27 protein-coding genes, 1 tRNA gene and 2 pseudogenes are annotated in these 21485 nt (G+C 47.7%); 8 read left to right on the forward strand and 22 right to left on the reverse strand.

What is annotated here, in order from left to right; genetic code table 11:
* Positions 1-9 precede the first annotated feature (9 nt).
* Positions 10-489 (forward strand): S-ribosylhomocysteine lyase, encoded by a 480-nt coding sequence (locus DW059_RS00475; protein ID WP_117696767.1) that lies wholly within the window; start codon positions 10-12, stop codon positions 487-489.
* Positions 490-579: 90 nt separating this feature from the next.
* Positions 580-1277: pseudogene (locus DW059_RS17465) on the forward strand (5'-methylthioadenosine/adenosylhomocysteine nucleosidase).
* 185 nt (positions 1278-1462) lie between these two features.
* Here the strand turns inward: DW059_RS17465 and DW059_RS00485 are convergent.
* Positions 1463-2158: a lytic transglycosylase domain-containing protein gene (locus DW059_RS00485; RefSeq protein WP_117696769.1), complete on the reverse strand. Its 696-nt coding sequence runs from the start codon at positions 2156-2158 to the stop codon at positions 1463-1465.
* A gap of 161 nt (positions 2159-2319) precedes the next feature.
* Between DW059_RS00485 and DW059_RS00490 the strand changes: the two genes are divergently transcribed.
* From DW059_RS00490 to DW059_RS00515, 6 genes are all read left to right on the forward strand, one after another.
* A complete protein-coding gene (locus tag DW059_RS00490; RefSeq protein WP_022242692.1) occupies positions 2320-3036 on the forward strand; it encodes an AzlC family ABC transporter permease in 717 nt (238 codons plus the stop codon).
* Positions 3026-3361, forward strand: coding sequence for a branched-chain amino acid transporter permease (locus DW059_RS00495; RefSeq protein ID WP_022242693.1), 336 nt, complete (start codon positions 3026-3028; stop codon positions 3359-3361). Before DW059_RS00490 ends, DW059_RS00495 begins: the two co-directional genes overlap by 11 nt.
* Positions 3362-3448: 87 nt before the next feature.
* Positions 3449-4147: a response regulator transcription factor gene (locus tag DW059_RS00500; protein ID WP_022242694.1), complete on the forward strand. Its 699-nt coding sequence runs from the start codon at positions 3449-3451 to the stop codon at positions 4145-4147.
* Positions 4144-6117, forward strand: coding sequence for a sensor histidine kinase (locus DW059_RS00505; RefSeq protein WP_117696772.1), 1974 nt, complete (start codon positions 4144-4146; stop codon positions 6115-6117). Before DW059_RS00500 ends, DW059_RS00505 begins: the two co-directional genes overlap by 4 nt.
* Before the next feature lie 138 nt (positions 6118-6255).
* Positions 6256-7536 (forward strand): diaminopimelate decarboxylase, encoded by a 1281-nt coding sequence (locus tag DW059_RS00510; RefSeq protein WP_117696774.1) that lies wholly within the window; start codon positions 6256-6258, stop codon positions 7534-7536.
* Between the two features lie 64 nt (positions 7537-7600).
* Positions 7601-7683, forward strand: a tRNA-Leu gene (locus DW059_RS00515).
* A 414-nt stretch (positions 7684-8097) separates the two neighbouring features.
* Here the strand turns inward: DW059_RS00515 and DW059_RS00520 are convergent.
* The 21 genes and pseudogenes from DW059_RS00520 to DW059_RS16670 all read right to left on the reverse strand — a co-directional run bounded on the left by DW059_RS00520 (position 8098) and on the right by DW059_RS16670 (position 21382).
* Complete coding sequence (locus DW059_RS00520) at positions 8098-8310, reverse strand: hypothetical protein (protein WP_242986038.1); 213 nt, start codon at positions 8308-8310, stop codon at positions 8098-8100.
* A 54-nt stretch (positions 8311-8364) separates the two neighbouring features.
* Positions 8365-8598 (reverse strand): hypothetical protein, encoded by a 234-nt coding sequence (locus DW059_RS00525; RefSeq protein ID WP_117696777.1) that lies wholly within the window; start codon positions 8596-8598, stop codon positions 8365-8367.
* A 10-nt stretch (positions 8599-8608) separates the two neighbouring features.
* Entirely contained in the window at positions 8609-8773 is a 165-nt protein-coding gene (locus DW059_RS15850; RefSeq protein ID WP_158551919.1) for a hypothetical protein, read from the reverse strand.
* A gap of 235 nt (positions 8774-9008) precedes the next feature.
* Positions 9009-9551: a hypothetical protein gene (locus DW059_RS00530; RefSeq protein ID WP_117696780.1), complete on the reverse strand. Its 543-nt coding sequence runs from the start codon at positions 9549-9551 to the stop codon at positions 9009-9011.
* Positions 9552-9564: 13 nt separating this feature from the next.
* Complete coding sequence (locus tag DW059_RS00535; RefSeq protein WP_117696783.1) at positions 9565-10515, reverse strand: CHAP domain-containing protein; 951 nt, start codon at positions 10513-10515, stop codon at positions 9565-9567.
* Entirely contained in the window at positions 10515-10826 is a 312-nt protein-coding gene (locus DW059_RS00540) for a hypothetical protein (protein WP_024725531.1), read from the reverse strand. The genes DW059_RS00535 and DW059_RS00540 overlap by 1 nt, the downstream gene beginning before the upstream one ends.
* Positions 10813-11163 carry a hypothetical protein gene (locus DW059_RS00545; RefSeq protein WP_006855491.1) on the reverse strand — a complete coding sequence of 117 codons (351 nt, stop codon included), beginning with the start codon at positions 11161-11163 and terminating at the stop codon, positions 10813-10815. The genes DW059_RS00540 and DW059_RS00545 overlap by 14 nt, the downstream gene beginning before the upstream one ends.
* The gene (locus tag DW059_RS00550; protein ID WP_024725532.1) at positions 11160-11360 is read right to left on the reverse strand and encodes a hypothetical protein; all 201 of its coding nucleotides are present in this window, start codon (positions 11358-11360) and stop codon (positions 11160-11162) included. Before DW059_RS00550 ends, DW059_RS00545 begins: the two co-directional genes overlap by 4 nt.
* A complete protein-coding gene (locus DW059_RS00555) occupies positions 11353-11574 on the reverse strand; it encodes a hypothetical protein (RefSeq protein WP_024725533.1) in 222 nt (73 codons plus the stop codon). Before DW059_RS00555 ends, DW059_RS00550 begins: the two co-directional genes overlap by 8 nt.
* Positions 11571-12710: an RNA-directed DNA polymerase gene (locus tag DW059_RS00560; RefSeq protein WP_117696786.1), complete on the reverse strand. Its 1140-nt coding sequence runs from the start codon at positions 12708-12710 to the stop codon at positions 11571-11573. The genes DW059_RS00555 and DW059_RS00560 overlap by 4 nt, the downstream gene beginning before the upstream one ends.
* Positions 12711-13100: 390 nt before the next feature.
* Positions 13101-13511: a hypothetical protein gene (locus DW059_RS00565; protein ID WP_024725535.1), complete on the reverse strand. Its 411-nt coding sequence runs from the start codon at positions 13509-13511 to the stop codon at positions 13101-13103.
* Positions 13512-13569: 58 nt separating this feature from the next.
* The gene (locus DW059_RS00570) at positions 13570-14865 is read right to left on the reverse strand and encodes a DUF6273 domain-containing protein (protein WP_117696788.1); all 1296 of its coding nucleotides are present in this window, start codon (positions 14863-14865) and stop codon (positions 13570-13572) included.
* A 7-nt stretch (positions 14866-14872) separates the two neighbouring features.
* Positions 14873-15694, reverse strand: a complete 822-nt coding sequence (locus tag DW059_RS00575) for a phage tail protein I (protein WP_117696791.1) — start codon at positions 15692-15694, stop codon at positions 14873-14875.
* A 3-nt stretch (positions 15695-15697) separates the two neighbouring features.
* A pseudogene (locus DW059_RS16665) lies at positions 15698-16833 on the reverse strand (baseplate J/gp47 family protein).
* Positions 16826-17113, reverse strand: coding sequence for a hypothetical protein (locus DW059_RS00585; protein ID WP_006855481.1), 288 nt, complete (start codon positions 17111-17113; stop codon positions 16826-16828). The pseudogene DW059_RS16665 and the gene DW059_RS00585 overlap by 8 nt, the downstream one beginning before the upstream one ends.
* Before the next feature lie 13 nt (positions 17114-17126).
* On the reverse strand, positions 17127-17762 hold the full coding sequence (locus DW059_RS00590) for a hypothetical protein (protein WP_024725538.1): 636 nt from the start codon (positions 17760-17762) through the stop codon (positions 17127-17129).
* Between the two features lie 13 nt (positions 17763-17775).
* Positions 17776-17979 (reverse strand): hypothetical protein, encoded by a 204-nt coding sequence (locus tag DW059_RS00595; RefSeq protein WP_006855479.1) that lies wholly within the window; start codon positions 17977-17979, stop codon positions 17776-17778.
* Complete coding sequence (locus DW059_RS00600) at positions 17979-18896, reverse strand: phage late control D family protein (RefSeq protein WP_117696794.1); 918 nt, start codon at positions 18894-18896, stop codon at positions 17979-17981. Before DW059_RS00600 ends, DW059_RS00595 begins: the two co-directional genes overlap by 1 nt.
* Positions 18893-19120, reverse strand: coding sequence for a tail protein X (locus DW059_RS00605; RefSeq protein ID WP_006855477.1), 228 nt, complete (start codon positions 19118-19120; stop codon positions 18893-18895). The genes DW059_RS00600 and DW059_RS00605 overlap by 4 nt, the downstream gene beginning before the upstream one ends.
* Positions 19113-21293 carry a phage tail tape measure protein gene (locus DW059_RS16250; RefSeq protein WP_330408199.1) on the reverse strand — a complete coding sequence of 727 codons (2181 nt, stop codon included), beginning with the start codon at positions 21291-21293 and terminating at the stop codon, positions 19113-19115. Before DW059_RS16250 ends, DW059_RS00605 begins: the two co-directional genes overlap by 8 nt.
* A complete protein-coding gene (locus DW059_RS16670; RefSeq protein WP_256385492.1) occupies positions 21257-21382 on the reverse strand; it encodes a hypothetical protein in 126 nt (41 codons plus the stop codon). The genes DW059_RS16250 and DW059_RS16670 overlap by 37 nt, the downstream gene beginning before the upstream one ends.
* Positions 21383-21485: the final 103 nt, after the last annotated feature.

A 21485-nucleotide genomic window follows, 5' to 3' on the forward strand; every position in this document is an offset into this window, starting at 1 on the left:
AAGAAACACATGGAGAAAATAGCAAGCTTTACAATCGACCATATAAAACTGCAGCCGGGTGTCTATGTATCAAGAAAGGATGCAGTAGGAGACAGTACAGTAACAACCTTTGATTTAAGAATGACATCACCAAATGATGAACCGGTTATGAATACCGCAGAGGTGCATACCATAGAACATCTTGGTGCAACCTTTTTAAGAAATGACGCAGAGTATGCCAGAAAGACCGTGTATTTTGGACCAATGGGCTGCCGGACAGGCTTTTATTTATTGCTGGCGGGAGACTATACATCCAAAGATATCGTGCCACTGATGATTCGCATGTTTGAGTTCATCCGTGACTTTAAAGGTGAGGTACCGGGCGCAAGTCCAAAAGACTGCGGCAACTATCTTGATATGAACCTTGGTATGGCAAACTATCTGGCAGACCGCTATTTAAATAATGTGCTCTATCATATTGATGATGCACACCTGAATTATCCGGCGTAGAGGATACTTGGAAAATTTGCTTTAAAGCAGATATGAAAAATGTATTGCGTAATGCATAAGTAGGAAATTAGCAGAAAGAGGAAAGAAAACATGAGTAAAATCGGAATTATCGGTGCTATGGAATTAGAAGTAGCAACATTAAAGAAAAATATGGATACAGACCAGATTACAAAGAAAGCCGGCATGGAATTTCATGAGGGTAATTTAAAAGGAATGCCGGTAGTAGTGGTACAGTGCGGTGTAGGAAAAGTAAATGCAGCAATGTGCGTGCAGATTCTTGCAGATTTATATGATGTAACACATATTATCAATACCGGTGTAGCAGGCTCTTTGAATCCTGCATTGGATATCGGAGATATTTTAGTATCTAAGGATGCTATTCAGCATGACATGGATGTGACACCATTAGGCTATGCAAAAGGACAGATTCCGGGATTAGAGCAGCTTGCTTTTGTGGCAGATGAAAAGTTGTGTAAGACTGCTGTAGAGGTATGTAAAAAAGTAAATCCGGATATTCATGTAACAGAGGCCGCGTAGTAAGTGGAGACCAGTTTATTTCCAGCAAAGAGATAAAGGATGCATTGATTGCAGAATTTCATCCGGACTGCACGGAAATGGAGGGAGCTTCCATCGCGCAGGCAGCAACTTTAAATAACATCCCATATGTAGTCATTCGTGCAATTTCAGATAAAGCAGATGGCTCTGCACAGGAGGATTATCCAACTTTTGAAAAGAAAGCAGCAGAGCATTGTGCAAAGTTAGTACAGGAAATGATGAAGGAGCTGTAGGAATCTTTGAATTGGGTAAAAAACCGCAGAAATGCCAGCCTTTTACCCTGACGAGAGTCAGCGAAGCCAGAATTCCCGGCTCCTCCAGAAATCCGCAAAAAAATACAACCCGGATATTTGTAATGCCCCTAAAACTATGCTTTTTAGGAAGTAACAAATATCCGGGTTGCATTTTTACAGTCATCTTACATAAATTTCATAAACATATTCAAAAACCGTAAATAGTCATCATAATTAAAGAAGCGGTCAAGAATATCCTGCAGGGCATTCTGCTCAAGGGAATCCCACTGGTCAACAGAAAGGGAATTATCTGCAGTGCCTGCATTGTAGGCAGCATTGCTGTTTGCACTTGCAGCAACGGCTGTTCCGTCCGGAAGAGTGACACCTTCCTGCATATAGCCGGTAATCTTGGCTACATAATTCTGGGTTTCTTTAAATGGAGGAATTCCACCGTATTTTGCTACGTTGCCGCTGCCTGCATTGTAGGCGGCAAGAGCAAGGGAGGTATCTCCGTTGTATTTATTTAAAAGCTCGCTGATATATTTGGCACCTGCCATAATATTCTGTTCCGGGTCATAAGGGTCGGTACAGCCAAAATAAGAAGCAGTGGAAGGCATTAGCTGCATGATGCCCATGGCTCCTGATTTGGAAGTGGCATTTGCCTGAAAATTGGATTCCTGCTTTGCCATGGCGGTCAGAAGAGAAACAGAGACACCATAGGTATCGGAGGCTTTTTGAAAGATAGATGCAAGGGAATTGTTGCCTGCATTATTTAAATAGGATTCAAAATTATTTACACCGTTTACAGAGGTTGTGGAAGCAGCGGTACTTCCAAGCGCAGCGGTAATCGGATCAATCTGCATGGATAGAACTCCTTTCATAATCTGAAATTCTTCTTTCTCATTAAGATGCGAATTCCAGGCTGTGTATTAAAATTACAATTTATTCTAGTATAGCATAAAAAACTTGTTTTTTGAAGTCTCATATTGTAGAGTTATTGTGTTTGATGTAGAAAGGGCGAATTAGAAAGAAGGATTACAGAATGAAACAAAATGGCTATGTCAAAGCAGTGAAAGCAGCATTTCCGTATACGATACCGGTATTGACAGGTTATCTTTTTATAGGAATTGCATTTGGCGTGATGTATCAGGAAAAAGGCTACAATTTTCTTTGGGCAATCCTGATGAGTATCTTGGTGTACGCCGGAAGCGGACAGTATCTGGCGGTTAATTTCTTTGCACCGGGAGTCAGTTTCCTGCAGATTATATTCTTAGAATTTATGGTAAATATCCGGCATGTCTTTTATGGACTGTCTTTAATAGAAAAATTCCGTGATATGGGAAAAAAGAAATTATATATGATTTTTTCCCTGACAGATGAGACCTATTCCTTATTCTTTATTACAAAAGTGCCGGAGGGCGTGGATGAGCACAAATTCCTATTTTCCATTGCGTTGTTAGACCAGCTTTACTGGATTATTGGTTCTGCCATCGGAGCCATTGCCGGAACGCTGATTCCGTTTGACACAACGGGTATTGATTTTGCCATGACAGCATTGTTTGTCGTAATTTTTGTGGAGCAGTGGCTGACCAGCAGGAATCATTTGCCGGCGCTGACCGGAATTGCAGCATCTCTTATCTGCCTGCTTATCTTTGGCAGTGATAATTTCATTCTGCCATCCATGATTTGTATTATGATAATTCTGTTATCCGGTCGTAAGGTGATGGAAGAAAAGGAGGTAGCGGAAAATGCCGATTAGTGTGGAACGGTCATTATTAATTATTGTGGTTTGTGGATTGGTTGTATTTACAACAAGGGCAATTCCGTTTGTATTATTCAGCGGGAAAAAAGAAATCCCGGAAATCGTAAAATATCTTGGAAAAGTGCTGCCGCCTGCAGTTGTGGGAATGCTTGTTATTTATTGCTTAAAGGCAGTAAATGTAGTGAAGTTTCCCTTTGGTCTGCCGGAATTTATTGCAGTTTTCGTAGTTATCGTTTTACATGTGTGGAAAAGAAATAATTTACTGAGCATCGGTGTGGGAACCGTGCTTTATATGGTGTTGATACAGACAGTATTTGCGTGATGTTAAAGAAATCTTAAAGACTTGGTGCCTTGGTTCTTAAAGGTTCATTCGATACAATAATGGTGTACTTGGAAAGGGGAAAAGAAAATGTATAACATATTGATATGTGATGATGAACCGGATATCGTGTCCGCGTTAAAAATCTATCTTGCATCGGATGGCTATGGAATTTACGAGGCTTATAACGGTCGGGAAGCAATTGAAATGATGCAGAAAACAGAGATACATCTTGTGCTCATGGATATTATGATGCCGGAAATGGACGGCATCCAGACCATGGTGAAGATTCGTGAGAACAGCAATGTCCCTGTGATTTTCCTGACTGCAAAAAGTGAAGACAACGATAAGGTTTTAGGACTTATGGTGGGAGCAGATGATTATATTACCAAGCCATTTAATCCGGTGGAGGTTCAGGCAAGAGTAAAATCCCAGCTGCGCCGTTATATGCAGCTGGGAGGTGGAAACATGACAAAGAAGAATCTTGCCATCGGTGGCATTGAATTAGATGATAGTGCCAAGGTTGTGACGCTGGATGGAGATGCGGTGAGTCTTACCCCTACAGAGTATGATATTTTGAAACTGTTTATGGAACAGCCCGGAGTTGTATTTTCTCCAAAGGATATCTATCGCAAAGTATGGAAAGATGCGCCGTTTGGCTCAGAAAGTACAGTGGCAGTGCATATTCGCCATCTTCGGGAAAAATTAGAGTATGACCCTGCAAATCCACGGTATTTAAAAGTGGTGTGGGGACAGGGCTATAAGATGGAAAGAGGAAACACGCCATGAAAAAGAAAAAAAGAGGCATCAGAAGAGCAATTGCAGTCATTGCATTTATTCTACTGACTTCAATTGCATTTTTATCTGCAGTATTTACGCTGGAAACGATAGACAGCCAGATCTATCGAAACAGCCAGGAGGAAACAGCGGCAGACTTTCAGGAGCATATTGGCTCCTATCTGGCAGCAGAAATTTTTTCAGACTTTGTAAATTATGATATAGAGGATGCGCGGTCTTTTGCATACAGCCTGGCTGATGAGACGAACTTTAATTTTTATGTATTTAAAAAGAGTGTAGATACTTCCGTGGAACGAATCTGTACCATAGAAAACGGAAATCTGGCAAGCGTCATTCCGGAATACATGGCAATCGTGGGAAATTATGACAGTTATTGCTATCCGGGAATTTCCATAGATGTTTTAAACAGTCCGGAGCAGATATTTACGGAAGTAGAAGAACAGGATGCAAATCTTTCAAGAGGAGATATTTATGCAGTGGCATTCTTCCCGCTGGGGGATTTGACTTATCATGATGATTTGTATTTTAAAATGAAATATATTGATTTTGCATATAAGGTCCGCTATGCAATCTTTGCGGTACTTGCAGGAAGTACGATTGGAGCAGTTATTTTACTGGTTACGCTGGTACGGACTGCCGGAAAGAAGGATGAAGAGGGCAGGATACAGAAAAGTTTTATCGATAAGATTCCATTGGAACTTTATGGACTGATGCTTTATATTGTTGAAGCCGGTGTGGCAGGATTTTTTGGAAACATATGGGGATTTTACGGAACGAATATAGGCTCCCTTGCTGCCATTGTGATACTGGCAGTATTGACAGCGACCCTGCTTTTAGCATTGCTCATGAGCTGCTCAGTAAGGCATAAGACAAAGACGCTGTGGAGCAACACGCTGTTATGCCGGTTTGTAAAATGGCTGAAACAGGCATTGTCTTATATTAAAAAGCATATGCCGTTTATTTATAAAGGTGTAGTGATTGCACTGGGCATTATATTTATAGAATTTATCGGTATTCTGATACTGGAAGGCAGTTACAACTGGGAGGGAATTTTCCTGGTATTTCTGGTAGAAAAGGCAGCACTTTTCCTGATATTCTGCATCATACTGGCAAATCTCAATCAGTTGAAGCAGGGTGGTGAGAAGATTGCAGAGGGTGACTATGATTATCAGATGGACACCAGCCATATGCGTGGAGAATTTAAAAATTATGCAGAGCATCTGAATCAGATTGGAAGCGGAATGCAGACAGCACTGGATGAGCGGATGAAGAGCGAGCATTTTAAAACAGAGCTGATTACCAATGTATCCCATGACATTAAAACACCGCTTACTTCTATTATTAATTATGTGGATTTGCTGACCAAAGAGGATGTGGAAAATCCGAAGGTGCAGGAATACTTAGAAGTGCTGACACGACAGTCTGCCCGCCTGAAGAAATTGATTGAAGATCTGATTGAGGCATCCAAAGCTTCATCCGGAGTGCTGAAGGTGAACTGGGAGAAATGTGTACCGGAGGTATTGCTGACACAGGCAGCAGGCGAATATGAAGAACGGCTGGAACAAAAGAATCTGGAACTGGTGATTCATCATCCGCAGGAAGAGCTTGTTGTTCTGGCAGATGGAAGACATCTGTGGAGAGTTTTTGATAATCTGCTGAGCAATATTTATAAATATGCACAGCCGGGAACCAGAGTATATCTTGACCTGGAGCAGGATGAGAAAAATGTTTCCATCATATTCCGTAATGTTTCTAAGAATCCTTTGCATATGAGCGGAGAGGAATTACAGGAACGCTTTGTCCGGGGAGACAGCTCAAGAAATACGGAAGGAAGCGGACTTGGATTATCTATCGCACGGAGCCTGACAGAACTTATGAATGGAACGTTCGGGCTGCTTATCGATGGGGATTTCTTTAAAGTGACGCTGACATTTCCACATCATGTGGGAAATGAATCATAATTGAGAAAAAGTCTTAAGATACAATATAAAAATGATAATGACGGGTTGACAAGTCACAATGGGAATTTTAGAATACTACTTAGCTGAGGCAAGAGGTCTGCGGCGGGAAGCCTGCAGGCGAGAAGGAGACTAACTATTATGAAGAAAGAACCATTTGTGACAAAAGAACAGATTGAAGAAATTGTAAAAACATATCCGACACCGTTTCACCTTTATGATGAAAAAGGCATCCGTGAAAATGCAAAGGCAGTAAAAGAGGCGTTTGCATGGAATCCGGGATTCCGTGAGTATTTTGCTGTAAAGGCAACCCCGAACCCATTTATCTTAGATATTTTAAAAGAGTATGACTGCGGCTGCGACTGTGCATCCCAGACAGAGCTGATGTTAGCTGATTCCCAGGGCTTTGACGGAAAGCATATTATGTTTTCTTCCAATGATACTCCTGCATATGAATATAAATTTGCAGACAAGATTGGCGCAATCATCAACCTGGATGACTTTACCCATATCGACTTCTTAGAGAAGACAATCGGAAAGATTCCGGAGACCATAAGCTGCAGATACAATCCGGGCGGAGTGTTCAAAATGAGCAACGGTATCATGGATAATCCTGGAGATGCAAAATACGGATTTACAACGGAGCAGTTATTTGAAGGCTTTAAGATTTTAAAAGAAAAAGGTGCAAAGAATTTTGGTATCCACGCATTTTTGGCAAGTAATACGGTAACCAACGAGTATTATCCGATGCTTGCAAAACAGCTTTTTGAAGTAGCTGTTAAATTAAAAGAAGAAGTAGGCTGCCATATCAGCTTTATCAACCTTTCCGGTGGAGTTGGTGTGAACTATACACCAGACCAGGAACCAAACGACATCCGTGTTATCGGCGAAGGCGTACACAAGGTTTATGATGAAATTTTAGTTCCGGCAGGTATGGGCGATGTAGCTATCTATACTGAGATGGGCCGTTTTATGTTAGCACCTTATGGATGCCTTGTGACGCAGGCAATTCATGAGAAACATACACACAAGGAATACATTGGTGTAGATGCCTGTGCAGTAAACCTGATGCGCCCTGCAATGTATGGTGCATATCATCACATTACCGTGCTGGGCAAGGACAACAGCGTATGCGACCACAAATATGATGTAACCGGTTCTCTTTGTGAGAACAATGATAAATTTGCCGTGGACCGTATGCTGCCGAAGATTGACATGGGCGATTATCTGGTAATTCATGATACCGGAGCACATGGTTATTCCATGGGTTATAACTACAATGGTAAATTAAAATCCGCTGAGTTACTTCTGAAGGAAGATGGTTCCGTACAGCTTATCCGTCGTGCAGAGACACCGAAGGATTATTTTGCAACATTTGACTGCTTTGACATTTTGAAAAATATGAAAGACCCGGAAAAATAAACTTGCAATCTATTAGAAAATATGATAAACTTTCATTTGTTCGGTTCGACGGAACCGAATAAATGCCGGCGTGTCGGAATGGCAGACGAGGCAGACTCAAAATCTGTTGTGGGCAACCACGTGCGGGTTCAAGTCCCGCTGCCGGCACTCAATGGCGCGAAGCCGAACCCGGTGTACTTTTTCAAGAAAGTGTTCGCCGTGGTGGTAAACTTCACGCGGAAATAGTGAAAAATAAAAGCGTCAGGGCTTAGGCTCTGGCGCTTTTGTTATGCCCGGTCGTCTCTCGATAAGGCTCGAGAAATAGAGCCTGCTCAGCTCGGCAGCTATCACCGTTCCTCTCTGGCCTCCTCGGCCGCGTGGCTATTGTTTACGGGTTGCACGGGACTGGCTGCGGCGCCTGCTGCTTCTTGTCTCGTTTTAAGGTTTTCACATTAAAAACCAGCAAAACTTGTCAGCTATCACTCAGACCGGGCTTGATCTGTTCATTATGCGCACCCCTCTGAATTTTCACGGGCTTGGGACCGTCCTCGGCTTCATTAGTGCCCCGCATTTCTGCGGGTGTTATCTTTCCCCCATATCTTTGTATATGAGGTCGGTTATGTATGAGTTTGTACTCTGGTAGCCTTTTGACTTGGCCCATGCTGCGATCCGGTCCTTGTCTCCGATCGGCACCGTGATCGGGATCCGGTCCTTGTTTTCCCGCTGCCATGCGTTCTTGTACTTGGTGTGGGCTGCTGCCAGTTCCTCCGGTGTCTTTGTCGCTTTTCTTGCCACTGTATCGCCTCCTTCAGAGTAATTTTATCATATCATGCACACGACAACAACCCGCTACGCTGGCAATATGTCGATGTAGTACGTTTTGCAGACGCCTTTGTCGCATGAGTCGCCGATCCTCCAGTTTTTACACCGAAGGAGCTCAGGAACCTGCCAGAGGTAGCCCTTGAATATATCGACGCGGATCTTGTGCCCGGCTGTCAGATATACGCGGTCGCGATCTGTTTTGGTGTTGAACTCCTTAAAAATTCGGTACTCTGTTTCTTTTGCTTTTCTGGTTCCTCTCATAGCCTGCCTCCTATTCTTCTACCTCGTAGCCGTTTTTCTTGGCCCAGTTTATAGCTCCGCGCTTTGTTTTCCAGTTATTCGGTGCATGGTATAAAACGTGGTTATCGTTTACGCTTTTCAGTCCGTAATACTGAGAAGCGGTTCCTTTGTTGATTGTGTACGTTGTGACTTTCATGAGCTGCCTCCTTGTTTTCTGCGGTTTTCCTTGTTTCTGATATTATAATACTATATCGTGCACAAGATAACAATACACACACTCACCAAACCTCTGCCGGAGCTTTTGTCTATCTTGCACAAGATATTAAAATAATAGGGAGCAGCGTCTAAAATGCCCCAGAACGCAAAAAAAGGCGCCCACTCGATAAAATTACCGGGTGAGCGTCTTTGTGTTAATTCTGGCCGCCTGTGGCTTATTCTGTGGCCGTTTCCGTGGCTTTGGCAGCCTTTACCTCAGCAGTAGCCTGAGCGACTGCCGTCTGGGCTACCGTGGCAGCTACCGAAGCGGCAGCGGTGGCAGCAGTAGTGGCGATCTGTGTCTGCTTTTCCTCAGCGGCAGCAGGCGCCGTTCTCTTATCCTCCCTGACGAGGGTTTCGATCGTAGAGGCGAGCCACTTGTCAAAATCTCCGTAAGCCTCAGCGATCACTCGCTTGGCTTCGTCGGTGATAAGAGCAGTAGCGGTGTCTTTTGCTTTCTGCAATGCCGTGAGCTGGGCCTCTTTGTCGAACTTACCCTGCGCCTTTAATGCGTCGACGTAGGTCTGGAAGGTTGTCTGTACGGCTTTCGTTACGGCGTCGCTTGCGAGATCCACATACTTGCGGACAGTTGCGTCGTTAATGTTTGCCGTGATTTCCTGCGTCTTTTTTCTCAGCCATGCAACCGCGAAGCCTGAGAGAGCCAGCAGCAGAGGCAAAATAACCATTGACATGAGTGTGTTGAGAGTTTCCTGATCCATTCCGTTGCCCTCCTTATGCTAATTCAAGATCGGAGATTTTCACCCAGCTTGTGATCTCTTTCAAGAGGGCGCGATCTCCGTCGATTTTCTGTACCGTGTATTTTCTGGACTTCACCCAGCTCGGGATCGTCTGGCCGGTTGCGTACTTTGCGGCCGAGCTCTTTACCTTGACTGTTTTGCCCTCCGCAATAGAGCCAGAGGCGGCAGCAGTAGAGGCTCCCGCAATGTCTGAGGCATTTACCCAGCCGTAAACGGTCGATCCCGATCCATTGACTGCAATCAGGTGATAAGGGTGCTTCGTACCCTCTGCGGTGTCTGTTACCTTTGCTTTTCCAGCCTTGCAGGAAGGACCGCTGATGGCGTTCGCGCTTGTGTAGTGCTTGGAACCGGTAAAGTTTACAATATCGCCCTTTGAGTATTTCAGGCCGCCGCCGTTGCCAGATCCAGATCCGGCGCCGGTTGCCTTGCTGCTGTACTTAGGCACGCCGTAGCCTCTAATATAGCGGCCGTTTACAGCGAGTTCGCGATAGCTTACCGAGTCACTCTTGTTGCCCTCGATAATCTTGATCGTGTTGCCTGATACGCTCACTACAATGCCGACATGCTCAGGCCAGCCGGTATCGTCGCCGACTCCGTTGTCGTCCCAGTCGTAAAAAATAACGTCGCCGGTGCTCGGTCTGTATGCGTCATTTTCTTCCCATGCGTCGAGCTTCTGGAAAAGCTGGATCATCTGGCCGCAGCCGCACTCGGTCGGGATAATGTCAGTAAGTCCCGTTTTAATAGCCATAGCTGAGACAAAAGTCGCGCACCATGAGTCCGTATATTTTACGGCGTAGTTTCTGGCGAGGGGCTTGTGGCTATTGTAAAGATCAATAATTTTCTTGTGGCTGCCGTTGCTTTCCTTGCAGCCCAGATAGGAAACGGCTGCATTGACGTAGCTCTGTCTTAATTCTTTTTCTGTCATTATGGTGTACCTCCTTCATAGTTAGAGCCCGGATCATATTCTCCGGGCTCAGTGTTCTGCTTTTTAGATTGTTCTAACTCCTTTTGACGCCTGATAGTGTCGAGCTTGATCTCATTCTCAGCCTTAGCCTTCCAAAAATAAAAACCGGTAGCAGCAGAAAGCTCGGTAAATATTCCCGGTATGATGTAGGCGAGCGGCGAGGTGTCGCCGGTTCTCCACATGAGGGCAAAAGAAAAGACCACGATCACGACGGTGGCAGCAGCTACCGCTCGTAATATGGTCTTAGAAAATTCTTTTCTAGGTTTCCGCATTTGATCGCCTCCGATCCGTCTGTATGTTGTGCTCGCGTTCGAGGTGCTCGTCAATGCGGTTGTGCGCGCTTTTGGCTGACTCATGGGCTCGGCCGGCGGTGTTGCTAATTCCGGCGAGCTGGTTGCTGATCTCGTCGATCCGGCCCTCCAGTCGTTGCACGTCTCTGTTGAGTTGGCCCTCAATACGGCCGACGCTTTCCTTGATGTAGCGCAGGTCCGTTTCCAGAGCTCCGGCGGCTTTTCCGTCTGCTTTGGTTACTGACTGGCGCCCAAAATAGAAAGTAGCGACAGAGAGGCAGAGCCCGGCCACCGTGATGAAAATGCTCAGATCTGTCATAGGATCCCTCCTTCCTCAAAAATGCCGGCGGCCTTCAGGCGTCCGATCATGTTGCCGGTCGCTTCCTCCAGTTGCGCGGTTTTTTCGTTCTGAGCCACGGCCTCATATTGCTCGAGTCTGGAGTGCAGCTCGGCATTGATCTGGGCCATGTTGGAAATTATTGCGTTTTGCGTTTCAATAATTTCGAGGTTACTCATTGTCTACCACCTGCCCTTCGGTGGTCTCGAGCGTCTCAATCGCTGCCTGCAGGTCGTTGATCTGCTTGCGATATTCAGCTCGCTGGGTGCGTGTCGGCTCGTACTCCTCATCTGTGAGGGCGCCGTCGGCATGTTTCAGGGCCTTATAATCTGTCGCAGCGAGTAACTGCTGTAAGCCCCTGATTTCTGCCTCCATTTCTTCTCTGGTTCTCATGGTTGTGGTCCTCCTTTCCATTGATCTATAAACAGCCCATTAAATAGGCGGTCCATGCTTTGCACGGTTCTGTATGCGTCCCGGTGCGACATGCTGCCACGCCATGAGGCGTAGGAACGTCGAACCTCGTCAAAAGTCAGGACGCCAGAAGCTACGAGAGCCGCCTGCCTTTTCAGCTTTCGGCGTTCTCTGGTGATACTGTCGCGGCACGGCTTTTTGATGATCCGGCCGGTTTCTGTGATATAAAAATGAGTTTTCAAAAATGTAAAGCCGTGTTTGAGGTCTACAATTTTTGTTTTCTTCTCGTTGATAACTATGCCATATTCCGAGTATATTGCCCGGAGCTTTTCGAGACATTCCTCGAGGTATGCAATGCTATGGTGTAGCAGATAGGTGTCGTCCATGTATCTGCCATAGCCTCGGATCCTGAGCATTTCCTTCGCGTAATGGTCCGCGCGGTTCGGAAGCATTACGGCATTGATCTGACTCGTTTCACTTCCCAGCCCGAGGCCCTTATCGCCGAAGGCAGAAATAAAGCTCATTCCCAGCGCTATGACGCGTGGATCCGTGAAGATCTGCCGGTATATCTTAAAAAGCGGCTCATGCGCCACATTCCCGAAGTAGTCCGAGAAGTCAATCAGAAGTATGCCGCCTTCGCGTCCGTATTTCCTGAAATGCCTCCGCAAGTGAGTTGTCAGTCTGTTGGCCGCGAACTGGGTGCCTTTTCCTTGCTGACTCGCCCCGTTGTCGTAAATCAGGGAGCGGGTGAAAGTTGGGTATATGATGTTAGTGCAAAATGATTTTTGCACAACTCTCTCGGAAAAATGCACGCTTTTGATGTGCCTCAGCTTGCCGCGTTCGCATATATCAAAGCAGATAAAACCGCGGCGTATATCTTTCCCAGTAAGCAGCTCGGCGCGTGTTTTGGATATATTAAAAAGCAGCAAAGAGTTGTACCTCTGGACGCTGGCTTTCCAGTCGACGCCCTTTGAGGCTTCCCTTGCTGCTTCATACAGAGAGTTCAGAGAGGCCACGCGCTCAAAATCATCATATTTCCCGATTGTTTCCTGCCTCTTTTTCAGCCTTGCAGCTTTCCGTCTCTGGTATCGTTGTTCTCGTCTTTCTTCGCTTGTCACAATTTAGCTCATTCCTTTGTTATTACCCAGCACGGCTGTCATGCGTTTAATTAGCCGCATAGTACAACGGGTATGAAACGCGGAGGACTCGCACAAACTCCGCGCCATGCAAGCAGCGTCCACCCGGTAGCGTCTGGGCTCTTATTTACGCCTTGACGGCGAGGGTTATTTGCTCCTTCCTTCCACTCTGGCACTGATTTCGATTTTTCTACTCTGTCTGGCATATAGGTGGAATCAGACCGGGACGTAAAGCTCGTTGCTGGCGTTCCAGTTGTTGGAGTTCCCGTTGTTGTTGACGTTCACGCAATTAGTAGAGTTGCCACTCCTGACAGAAGCGGTCCACCAGTTGCAGCGGCCGCGTGACACTTTTCAGCAAATAACCCGAGTTTATTATCTGGCTCTTATTTTGTCGTTTTTCCTCCAGCCTTTCAGATCGTCGATCTCTTGGTTCAATAAGCCCGTGATTTCTTCGAGGCTTGCGGCCGTGGCCGAAGGCACGCACCTGATAAGGCGGGAGAGTTTTCTCTGTAATTGGTAGCCGTTCGCGATCGCTTTTTGGGCGTATGCCTTACGGCTCGCGAGATCCTGCTCGCTCATGGCGTAGATACTGTTCGCGGCGATTATGTTGTCGTTCAGCTCGTCAATTTTCTTGATAAGATCCTGACCGATCATAAAGCGCCACTTTTTAGGCACATACCTCTCATTCATAACATAGAGCGTTACAAGATCTTGGAGTTTCTCGGCGTTCGCAAGGACGTCGAACGGCGTCTTTTTACGGTTTCTGGTGTATACGTTACTCATTCTATGCCTCCAGTTACCCGGCTACACGAGGTAGCCGGATTTTGAAATTATGCCGCGCTTACGCCTCGTCAATTCGGAAGCAGACCGGGACGCCAAGCTCGTTGCTGGCGCCCCAGTTGCCGGAGCCCCCGTAGATGCCGACGCCCACGCAACGAGCAGAGTAGCCACTCCTGACAGAAGCGGTCCACCAGTCGCAGCGGCCGCCGCCATTTCCGGCGCCCTTGATACGGTTCAAAAAGCTGTTAGCAAAGATCGGGTACTGTACGCCCTGCCCCTGACTCCAACCTTTTGTCCCCCAGATAGTTGAGCCGAAGATTTCATACTCGAGGGGCACCCAGAGAGGACCGAGATCCTGCCAGCCCCAGCTCGTGCCGTCAGTGAGTGCGCCGCTTGCGCTGTATCTGTATTCCATGAGGGTGCGCTTGTTGCTGATTACGGCCTTGACTGCTGCCGGAAGGTAGCCGTAAAGGGTAGTAGTGAGGAACGTGTGCAGGTTGCTTACCATGTACGGTGAGTTATTTGCAGCGTTTCCGTTGTTGTTATTGGCTTCATTCCATTTGACCGTCTGATTAAAGCAGTCTTTACTAATAAAATCAACGTGGTGGCTGAGCTGCTGATCGGTGGTTCTGTAATATGTGTCAATACCGGCAACCTGCATTTTCACCGTCTGGCCGTTCATCGTGATAGGAATATAGTCAGCTACATGAATACCGGTAAAATTGTGAGCTTTGATCCTTGCCTTGATCCACGCCCATGCGTCTGAATACTTCGCAATCTCCAGCGCAAAGACAGCGGTCAGGTCTCTGCCGGCATAGAGGCGATCGTTGTCGGACATGGCTCTCGCGAGCTCCTCGTTTGTAGCTTCGAGATCCTCGGCCAGAGCGACGGCTCCGGTCTTGGCCTGAATTGTAACTTCCAGAGCATTGTCAACGGTCGCAAAGTATTCCTGCGTAATGGTTGAAGGCGTCAACCCGTTGTACGGCGGTAAGTAGTCTGCCACGATTGCGACCGCGATCGAGTAGAGGATCGGAGCGGCGGCCGGGTGTAATTCATCAACCGCATAAAGGCCGATCTCGTTCACATAATAGCCGGACGAGAGTTCAGCGTTTGAGATAAGTGCCGTCAATTTTACACATGTATCGGTCGCCATTTCAATTTTAGAGAACGGGATCTCTTGTTTCTGCGCTTTGAGTGTTGAGCGCGCCTGCAGGCTTGCTCTGGTTTTCTCTGAGTCTGAATAGGTGCCGGATCCAGCCACCAGCTTTGTGAACTTGATCTTTGCGGTTCCGGCGGTTGTGGCTGCCAGCAAGGCGGCGCCACCGTTTGTCATTACTGCATTGTTAAATTCTGCCATAATGCAATCATTCCTCCTTTATGATGTTTTTAATGTGGTTTGTATGTGCAACTCCGGCAGCCAGTTGAAGCTCCAGAGGTTGTACGTCGTCAAAATGTTCTATTGCCCCAGCTTTGCCTTGGCTCTGACCTGCTGCCGTGCCGACATTCGACACAATGCTCGCAGAGTATTCCAACGCAAAGTAGTCCATAATGCTGTTGCGGCTGTGGTAGGATCCTCGGCTGGTTCCTCCGTGCTGGGTGATTTCTGCCTTGCGTGTTTCCTGAAAATGATCCAAAACTACGCATTTACTGAATGAATGGTACGCGGTGCCTCCGTGGAGCGGCTGCTGGATCGTTCTGGTAACTTCGATCATTTCAACATGAGAGCGCGCATTTTTTACCTTGTCGATCATGTTCAAAAAATAAAGCATACCGTCCTTTGTGAGTGTTGCGCTTGTCTGAATTTTGAACCAGTACGGCTGGCCGCCGTACTCGAACCACTCTGTAACTTTACCCATTCCGAAGGCCGAGGTGATAAGCTCCTCAACCGCCCATTTTGTGCCGCGCTTTTCATGGACTCGGTAGCATGTGCGTATTACTGATCTTTTAGTCTCCAGAGAGAAAGAGGAGTCCCACCAGTCAATATTAAACTCCCACGCCATTTCATCGAGCTGCGTGTCGTTCATGTTGTCGATCTGGTCCCATTTCCGCAGAATTTTGGCTCTGTTCGCCGGTTTAGCGAGCAGAACGTCCATAGCGTGAGAAAGTGCCACGTCCGTTTTGTCCGCTTTCATAAATTTAGGGAGCAGCTTCGCCATGTCGGGGTTAAAAATGCTCATTCTTGCCATGTTTTACCCCTCCACTTCATGCGATACCGTTAATTTGCCGGAAAATTTCGCCACCGTCGTTGCGCTCAGCTCGGTGTATACCGGTTTAATAATATCGACGCGATCCGCGCCGGTCAGGTGGTTGCCGCCTGAGTCCTCCGGGCAAAGTATGAGTTTTCTCAAATAGTCCGGGTTGATATTCCGGTCGAGGCTGCTGCCTTGCCAGTATATGTACTGGTCGATTGAGCCGCCGGAGCTTTCTATATTTTCGACGACTGCTGTCTCATTGGCTGCCGTTGTGTAATATTTCAGCTCAATATCGTAAGATTGAATAGTCGGAGCAGATACCTCCACTTTGTCAGTCAGTGGCGAACGTCGTCAGCGTTGCAGGCTGCAAGAACTTTGTCGAGTACGGTCTGATCCGGTATTTCTCCACCGTACAAAATAGGCGTAATTACAACAACGCCCGGGCTCGGTGAGCTTACATGTGCGTCGGCCACGGTTGCGTCAGCAGATACGGCGTAATATTTATATGAGTTTTTAGGCCCGGCCGTGGATCTGCTGGCTGGCGCGAGTCGGATCCTTTCTCTCAGATCTTCGTCGTTTTCCTCGTCGCCGCCTCCGGCTGTTTCCTCAGTGTTGGAAACTCCGTCAATAAATGGGATCATATCAACCAGCACATTGATCTCGCCGACGGGTATGTCGTTGTATGCTGTGCCGCCTTCCTCGCTTTCGACTTCGGCGTCGACATATAAGGAACCAGCCTGCAGGACTATGGTCTCCGTGGTTTTGAAGTAGCGAGAGTAGTCCGAAGTTACGCGGGTTCCTTTGGTGATGATGATGTTTTGCGTTACTGCTTCTTTGAGAGAAAAGCGAACCGTTGTTGTCGCTGGTAGTGCTTCGATCCTGAACACTCCCGCAAATTCTCCCAGAGCGTCGAGAACGTCGCCCCTTGCATAGCGGAGAGTTGACTGCTTTGCTGAGTCGTTCATCGTGGAGTAAAGCGCTACAACGAGAGTTGCAAGCGTTTCTCCAAAAATTCGACGCTCGTCTCCGGGGTATAATTCCTCGGTGACGCCATTCTCTAAAACGTACATGATAAAGTCGTAGATCTGGCCGGCGTCTGTTTCTATGAATTGCAATTCGCTGGTGCTACTCATTGTCCTCCTCCTCTCTTAGTTTAATTTGTGTTATAGTTGAAAAATCGCCGCCTTGTGCGTCTGGAGCCTCGAAGTCAATGCCTTCGACCTCGACGCGCGGCTCGTAAGTGTCAAGTACCCACTCAGCCTCCGCAATCGCGTCATAACGCGCCGAGGCGCTGGGTGCGTCTGTTATTGCTGCGTCGATCCCCTTGATACGATCATAGGGGTTTTCGCCTCTCGTAAGTTTCAGGAGATTGGCCGCGCATTGTCGCGGATCTCCGTTGTTGCTTGCCAGCATGTGATCGCCTCCTTTATGACACGAGGGACAGCGTGCTGATATATACCCAGCCGTCGACCTGCGGGAGGTATGCTTTGTTTCCGTTGATTTTTCCAACCTTCAGAACTCGCTTTTTTTCACTATTGAGAATTTTCTCACCGTCCGCATAGTATGAGCCGGTCAGCTTCACGCTGCTGCCTACTGATATTGTCACTTTTTTGCCCTTTTTCTTGGCTGCTTTCTTCTCTGCTTTTTTTGCTTCTGAGGCGGCAGCTCGGGCGCCAGATTTTCCGCTGGTTTCTTTCTTGTTTACCTCCTCGAATGTGAGCCCGATCGTAGCGAAGCGGATCCGGCCGTAATCGTCCATAATGACGCCTGAGAGGCTTACCTCTTTTAGTCTGGTTTCTCTGCCGAAGCGACGGCCGTGCAAATATAACACTCCGGTGCTTTTAATGAGAGAGCACCACGACTCGTACTCTTTCTGAGGGTTTACTCCGGCGTTTGCATGTACGTCAATGTCGAAGGTAAAGGGTACGAGCTCGGTTTTTTTCTTTTTACTCTTGGAGTCGTCACCCTTGATCGTTGTCGAAGTAGAGAAGTTTTTCAGCGGGTTTACTTTCTTTCTGGAGACTTCGAAGGTTTTGTTTCTCCATTTTGCCATTACTGCCATGTGTGATCGCCTCCTAGCTCAGTGTTGCAAATATGAGGCCGGTGTCGTCCTCGAAGCAGACATAAGCCACGGCGGCGCCTTTTTTCAGCGTTGCCGCGTCGATGTTGTCAGCTATCTGGATATTAGGAGACACGAGCCGTGTGTCCTTCATCGGGGCCACCTTTGCGGTGTTGCCCTCAATGCTCAGGATCACGCCTTTGTTTATGGTTCCGTCCATTAGTAGCCCTCCAGTTTCTTTCTGAAAAATATTTTTGTTTTGTGCTTTCCGTAATCGTGCCGCACTTTGTAAATATAAAAGGCGCCGCTCCATGACGGGGCCTGCTGGTTTAGTATGTTCACCATTATTCCGGGCGCATATATCGGCATGAGGCTCGCCTCAATGCTGCCGCATACGAGCATTTTATTTTTTTCTCGCAATACTCCTGCAGCGAAGCGGATCGCCTCGAGGGTGCTCTGGCACTTAATAGGCTTTTGCGGTACCCATATTCGAGAATTTTCTCCCGGTGCCTTATATGTTCCGGTGTAAGGTCCGCAAGATACCGTTGCCGATCCATACGATAGGACGCTGTTGTCCTCATATTCTACATGGCAACCGGTCGTGTCGATTGTGATCGCTGGCTCTATTGCCTCGAGATATGGCTCATAGGCTGCGATCAGTTTACCGTCGTATATTGTGAGAGCTGCACGCTCGAGCGTACATAGGCGGCCGAAGAACTTGAAGTCCTCCTCGTTTTCTTGCTTCCTGTATTCGTACACATGATCGGCTACGCCGTAGCTTTCAAACTCCAGCCCGTGCCGTTTTGCAATTTCTTGGCCGATCTGTGAAAAATGAACGCGCTCCCATGCTTTAGAGCTCGGGATCGTACCGCTTGGCGGCATAGAATAAGCGCGCAGGTCGTAGTAGCTGGAGTCGGGAGCCGAGGAGTATAAAAACATTTTTCCCGTGCCTGTTCCTGAGTCCTTAAATTCAACCGGTGATCCGGTTCTTAAATTCCATTTGTCGAACTGTCCGTCTGTGTCTGATATTCTGACGCGCAAAGAGTCAGAGCGTCCTCCCGCATACATTTCATGCACGCAGGAGGAGAGCGCCACCTTTTCGGAAACGTCCGTATAATTTAATAACAATTCGCTCATGCTGTCGCCCTCCACGGTGGTACTGTCTCCGAGGTTTCTGCCTCCTCAACAACGGGGAGCTTTAACTGCACGCCGCCCTCGAATACAATCACGTCGGCATAGTCTGGGTTGTATTCGATGATGTAATGAGCCAGACGCTCGTCGTTATACATATCTAACGCAAGCAGGTCGAATGTGTCGCCGTCTTGTGTGGTGTACTCGTAGTATGATGTAACTCTACGCAAAAGCAGTCACCTCCCTTGTTTGGATCCAGCGCTCCAGCCAGTCGAAGAACTCGGCCTCGTGAGCTTTGAGCCTCTGCATGAGGTCGTCGTTGTCCTCTGTAACCTTACCGCCAGCAATAACCGGGCTCCATGTGAAGCCGCTAAAATCGTAAACGATAGTGGTAGAAGGCTGAGATAGCTCAGCCAGAGAAAAGTCGTCAACGCTCAGGAGATTACCCGCGAGGGCTGTCTCTGATTTGTCGTATACGCCCAGCATTTCTCCAGCCTTTTCCCAGTAGCCTATATTGGCAGCCCTGACACTTCGGTCGAATGAGATAACGGCCTCAGTGCCAGCCTCTCCGGCGATCGTTATGCCTTCGGTAAAGCCACCAGTCGCAAGCATTGGTATGTTTGGAATACTAAAGCCCATACCACCGACGCCCGGTACCCAGTCCGGGATCTTTATGCCGTTAATGCCATTGATAAAAGTGTTAATTCCACTAATGATCGCATTGATCGGAGCCTTGAAAATATTTGCAATTCCTGAAACGATACCCGAGAAAATGCTGACAATTCCCTGCCATGCTCCACTCCAGTTTCCGGCGAATACATTAGTAATAAAGTCGATAAGGCCCTGAAAAATCTGAGTTATAGACTGCACAATCGGGGCTATTCCCTGAATAGCGGTACCGAGTACGCTCGTAAAAATTCCGGCTATAAATTGAAGGGCCGGGGCCAGAAGTTCCAAAACCTGAGAAATAAGCGATCCCAGCACTGAGATCAGAGGGGTGATCGCTGTCGCAATCAGACTCACAATTGGCCCGATTAAATTCATAACGGTGTCGAGTATCGGCATGAGTAAGTTAATCAGCGTCATAAGGATAGGGAGCACCGTGTTGAGTAGTTCGATCACAACCGGCAAAACTGCCGATATAATCTGCATGATCGGCGGCAAAATTGCGGTTATGAGCTGCACCAGTACCGGCAAAACTGCCGCAATGATCTGAGATAGGAGCGGAAGGACGCTGCTCACTAACTGAATAACCAATGGGAGCACTTGCTGGATCATTTGAAGCAGCGGCGGGATCAACTGCTGGCCGATCGTCTGGGCCGTCTCCAAAAGTACCGGTACAAAATCTTGAAAAAGAGGGATCAACTGCGGCATTATGTCTTGAATTACCGGGATAATTGTCTCAGTCAAGCCCTGAATAATTGGGATCAGTCCCTCCATAGCTTCACCGACTACCGGCATTAGCTGATTGAGGGTGTCAAACATGGTATTTGCAAGCGGCTCGAGAGCCACCTGAGCCTGCTGCTTGAACATTTGCAGGCGCTCTGCAAAGTCGTAAGTATCTTCGGCAGCGCCTCCGATAGTCTCGGTGCTTTTTTCAAGCTCGGCAGTCAGATCGGAGACTGAGAGAGTCCCGTCTCTGATAGCGGCAGCCATTGTGGAGCCGGCTTTTGTTCCGAAAATTTCGGAAGCGATAGTGGTCGCCTCCGTCATGCTGCCTGCGTTCTTAATCTTTTCGGCATACTGTTCGAGACCCTCGCTTGCAGATATTCCTTCCTTTGCAAGAGCTCCGACGCCCTTTTTCATAGCCGCGAGCACTTCACTGGTATTTACGCCGGCCTTGTCGAGCTGTCCGATCAGGGCGGTGGCTTCGTTGAATGAGTAGCCCATTTCTTGAAGCTGAGGAGCGAACTGCTGCACGCTGCTCATTAAGTCAGTGAAGCCGAGACCGGTTGACTGTGACGCCTTGAACACATAGTCCATAGCGTCGCCCATGTCGGCCGCGTCGATGTTCCACGCTTGGAAGGCTTGGCTTGACTCCTCGATAACGCCGCCGAGGTCGTCCCCCAGCATGTCCGACACTTGGATCGCCTGCTTTGAAATATTTTGCAATTCCGGGCCAGTCAAACCGAGGCGCGTGTTGTAGTCGGCGATCGCCTGACTGGCGTCCTCCATTGTTGTTGGTACGCTTTTGTAAACCTCGTTAAAATCATCGGTGAGAGCGTCGAGGGCGTCCCCGGTGGCTCCGGTTCCGATCCTGATCGTGTCGACTACATTGTCGAATTGCCCGCCGAGATCTACGAGATACTTGCCGGCCTCAATGGTAGCTTTTCCGATAGCGGCACCCGCAGCAGCAACGCCAGCACCTACGGCGACAGCTTCAGGTTTATGCCCTCGAGTGATTTGCTGGCCTCCTCTGCGGCTTTCCCGAGTGTTGGGCTTAATGAGCCCGCAATCTCCACGATCGCTTGTAGTGTTTTGCTACTCGCCACGGTATCACCTCCTTCGGCCTTTCTTGTGCTTTAACACTTGCGGTGGTTTGTTTTTCTGTCGACGTTTTTGCTCGGCGGCGAGATCCTCGGCCGCCTCTGCGTA

This window comes from Roseburia sp. AF42-8 (assembly GCF_003435965.1).
GTDB classification, from domain to species: domain Bacteria; phylum Bacillota; class Clostridia; order Lachnospirales; family Lachnospiraceae; genus Roseburia_C; species Roseburia_C amylophila.

Excerpts from the sequence above, each read along its gene's own strand:
- DW059_RS00475 (WP_117696767.1), top strand. The coding sequence starts at position 10 with ATGGAGAAAATAGCAAGCTTTACAATCGACCATATAAAACTGCAGCCG.
- DW059_RS00485 (WP_117696769.1), bottom strand. The coding sequence starts at position 2,158 with ATGAAAGGAGTTCTATCCATGCAGATTGATCCGATTACCGCTGCGCTT.
- DW059_RS00490 (WP_022242692.1), top strand. The coding sequence starts at position 2,320 with ATGAAACAAAATGGCTATGTCAAAGCAGTGAAAGCAGCATTTCCGTAT.
- DW059_RS00495 (WP_022242693.1), top strand. The coding sequence starts at position 3,026 with ATGCCGATTAGTGTGGAACGGTCATTATTAATTATTGTGGTTTGTGGA.
- DW059_RS00500 (WP_022242694.1), top strand. The coding sequence starts at position 3,449 with ATGTATAACATATTGATATGTGATGATGAACCGGATATCGTGTCCGCG.
- DW059_RS00505 (WP_117696772.1), top strand. The coding sequence starts at position 4,144 with ATGAAAAAGAAAAAAAGAGGCATCAGAAGAGCAATTGCAGTCATTGCA.
- DW059_RS00510 (WP_117696774.1), top strand. The coding sequence starts at position 6,256 with ATGAAGAAAGAACCATTTGTGACAAAAGAACAGATTGAAGAAATTGTA.
- DW059_RS00525 (WP_117696777.1), bottom strand. The coding sequence starts at position 8,598 with ATGAGAGGAACCAGAAAAGCAAAAGAAACAGAGTACCGAATTTTTAAG.
- DW059_RS15850 (WP_158551919.1), bottom strand. The coding sequence starts at position 8,773 with ATGAAAGTCACAACGTACACAATCAACAAAGGAACCGCTTCTCAGTAT.
- DW059_RS00530 (WP_117696780.1), bottom strand. The coding sequence starts at position 9,551 with ATGGATCAGGAAACTCTCAACACACTCATGTCAATGGTTATTTTGCCT.
- DW059_RS00535 (WP_117696783.1), bottom strand. The coding sequence starts at position 10,515 with ATGACAGAAAAAGAATTAAGACAGAGCTACGTCAATGCAGCCGTTTCC.
- DW059_RS00540 (WP_024725531.1), bottom strand. The coding sequence starts at position 10,826 with ATGCGGAAACCTAGAAAAGAATTTTCTAAGACCATATTACGAGCGGTA.
- DW059_RS00545 (WP_006855491.1), bottom strand. The coding sequence starts at position 11,163 with ATGACAGATCTGAGCATTTTCATCACGGTGGCCGGGCTCTGCCTCTCT.
- DW059_RS00550 (WP_024725532.1), bottom strand. The coding sequence starts at position 11,360 with ATGAGTAACCTCGAAATTATTGAAACGCAAAACGCAATAATTTCCAAC.
- DW059_RS00555 (WP_024725533.1), bottom strand. The coding sequence starts at position 11,574 with ATGAGAACCAGAGAAGAAATGGAGGCAGAAATCAGGGGCTTACAGCAG.
- DW059_RS00565 (WP_024725535.1), bottom strand. The coding sequence starts at position 13,511 with ATGAGTAACGTATACACCAGAAACCGTAAAAAGACGCCGTTCGACGTC.
- DW059_RS00570 (WP_117696788.1), bottom strand. The coding sequence starts at position 14,865 with ATGGCAGAATTTAACAATGCAGTAATGACAAACGGTGGCGCCGCCTTG.
- DW059_RS00575 (WP_117696791.1), bottom strand. The coding sequence starts at position 15,694 with ATGGCAAGAATGAGCATTTTTAACCCCGACATGGCGAAGCTGCTCCCT.
- DW059_RS00585 (WP_006855481.1), bottom strand. The coding sequence starts at position 17,113 with ATGCTGGCAAGCAACAACGGAGATCCGCGACAATGCGCGGCCAATCTC.
- DW059_RS00590 (WP_024725538.1), bottom strand. The coding sequence starts at position 17,762 with ATGGCAGTAATGGCAAAATGGAGAAACAAAACCTTCGAAGTCTCCAGA.
- DW059_RS00595 (WP_006855479.1), bottom strand. The coding sequence starts at position 17,979 with ATGGACGGAACCATAAACAAAGGCGTGATCCTGAGCATTGAGGGCAAC.
- DW059_RS00600 (WP_117696794.1), bottom strand. The coding sequence starts at position 18,896 with ATGAGCGAATTGTTATTAAATTATACGGACGTTTCCGAAAAGGTGGCG.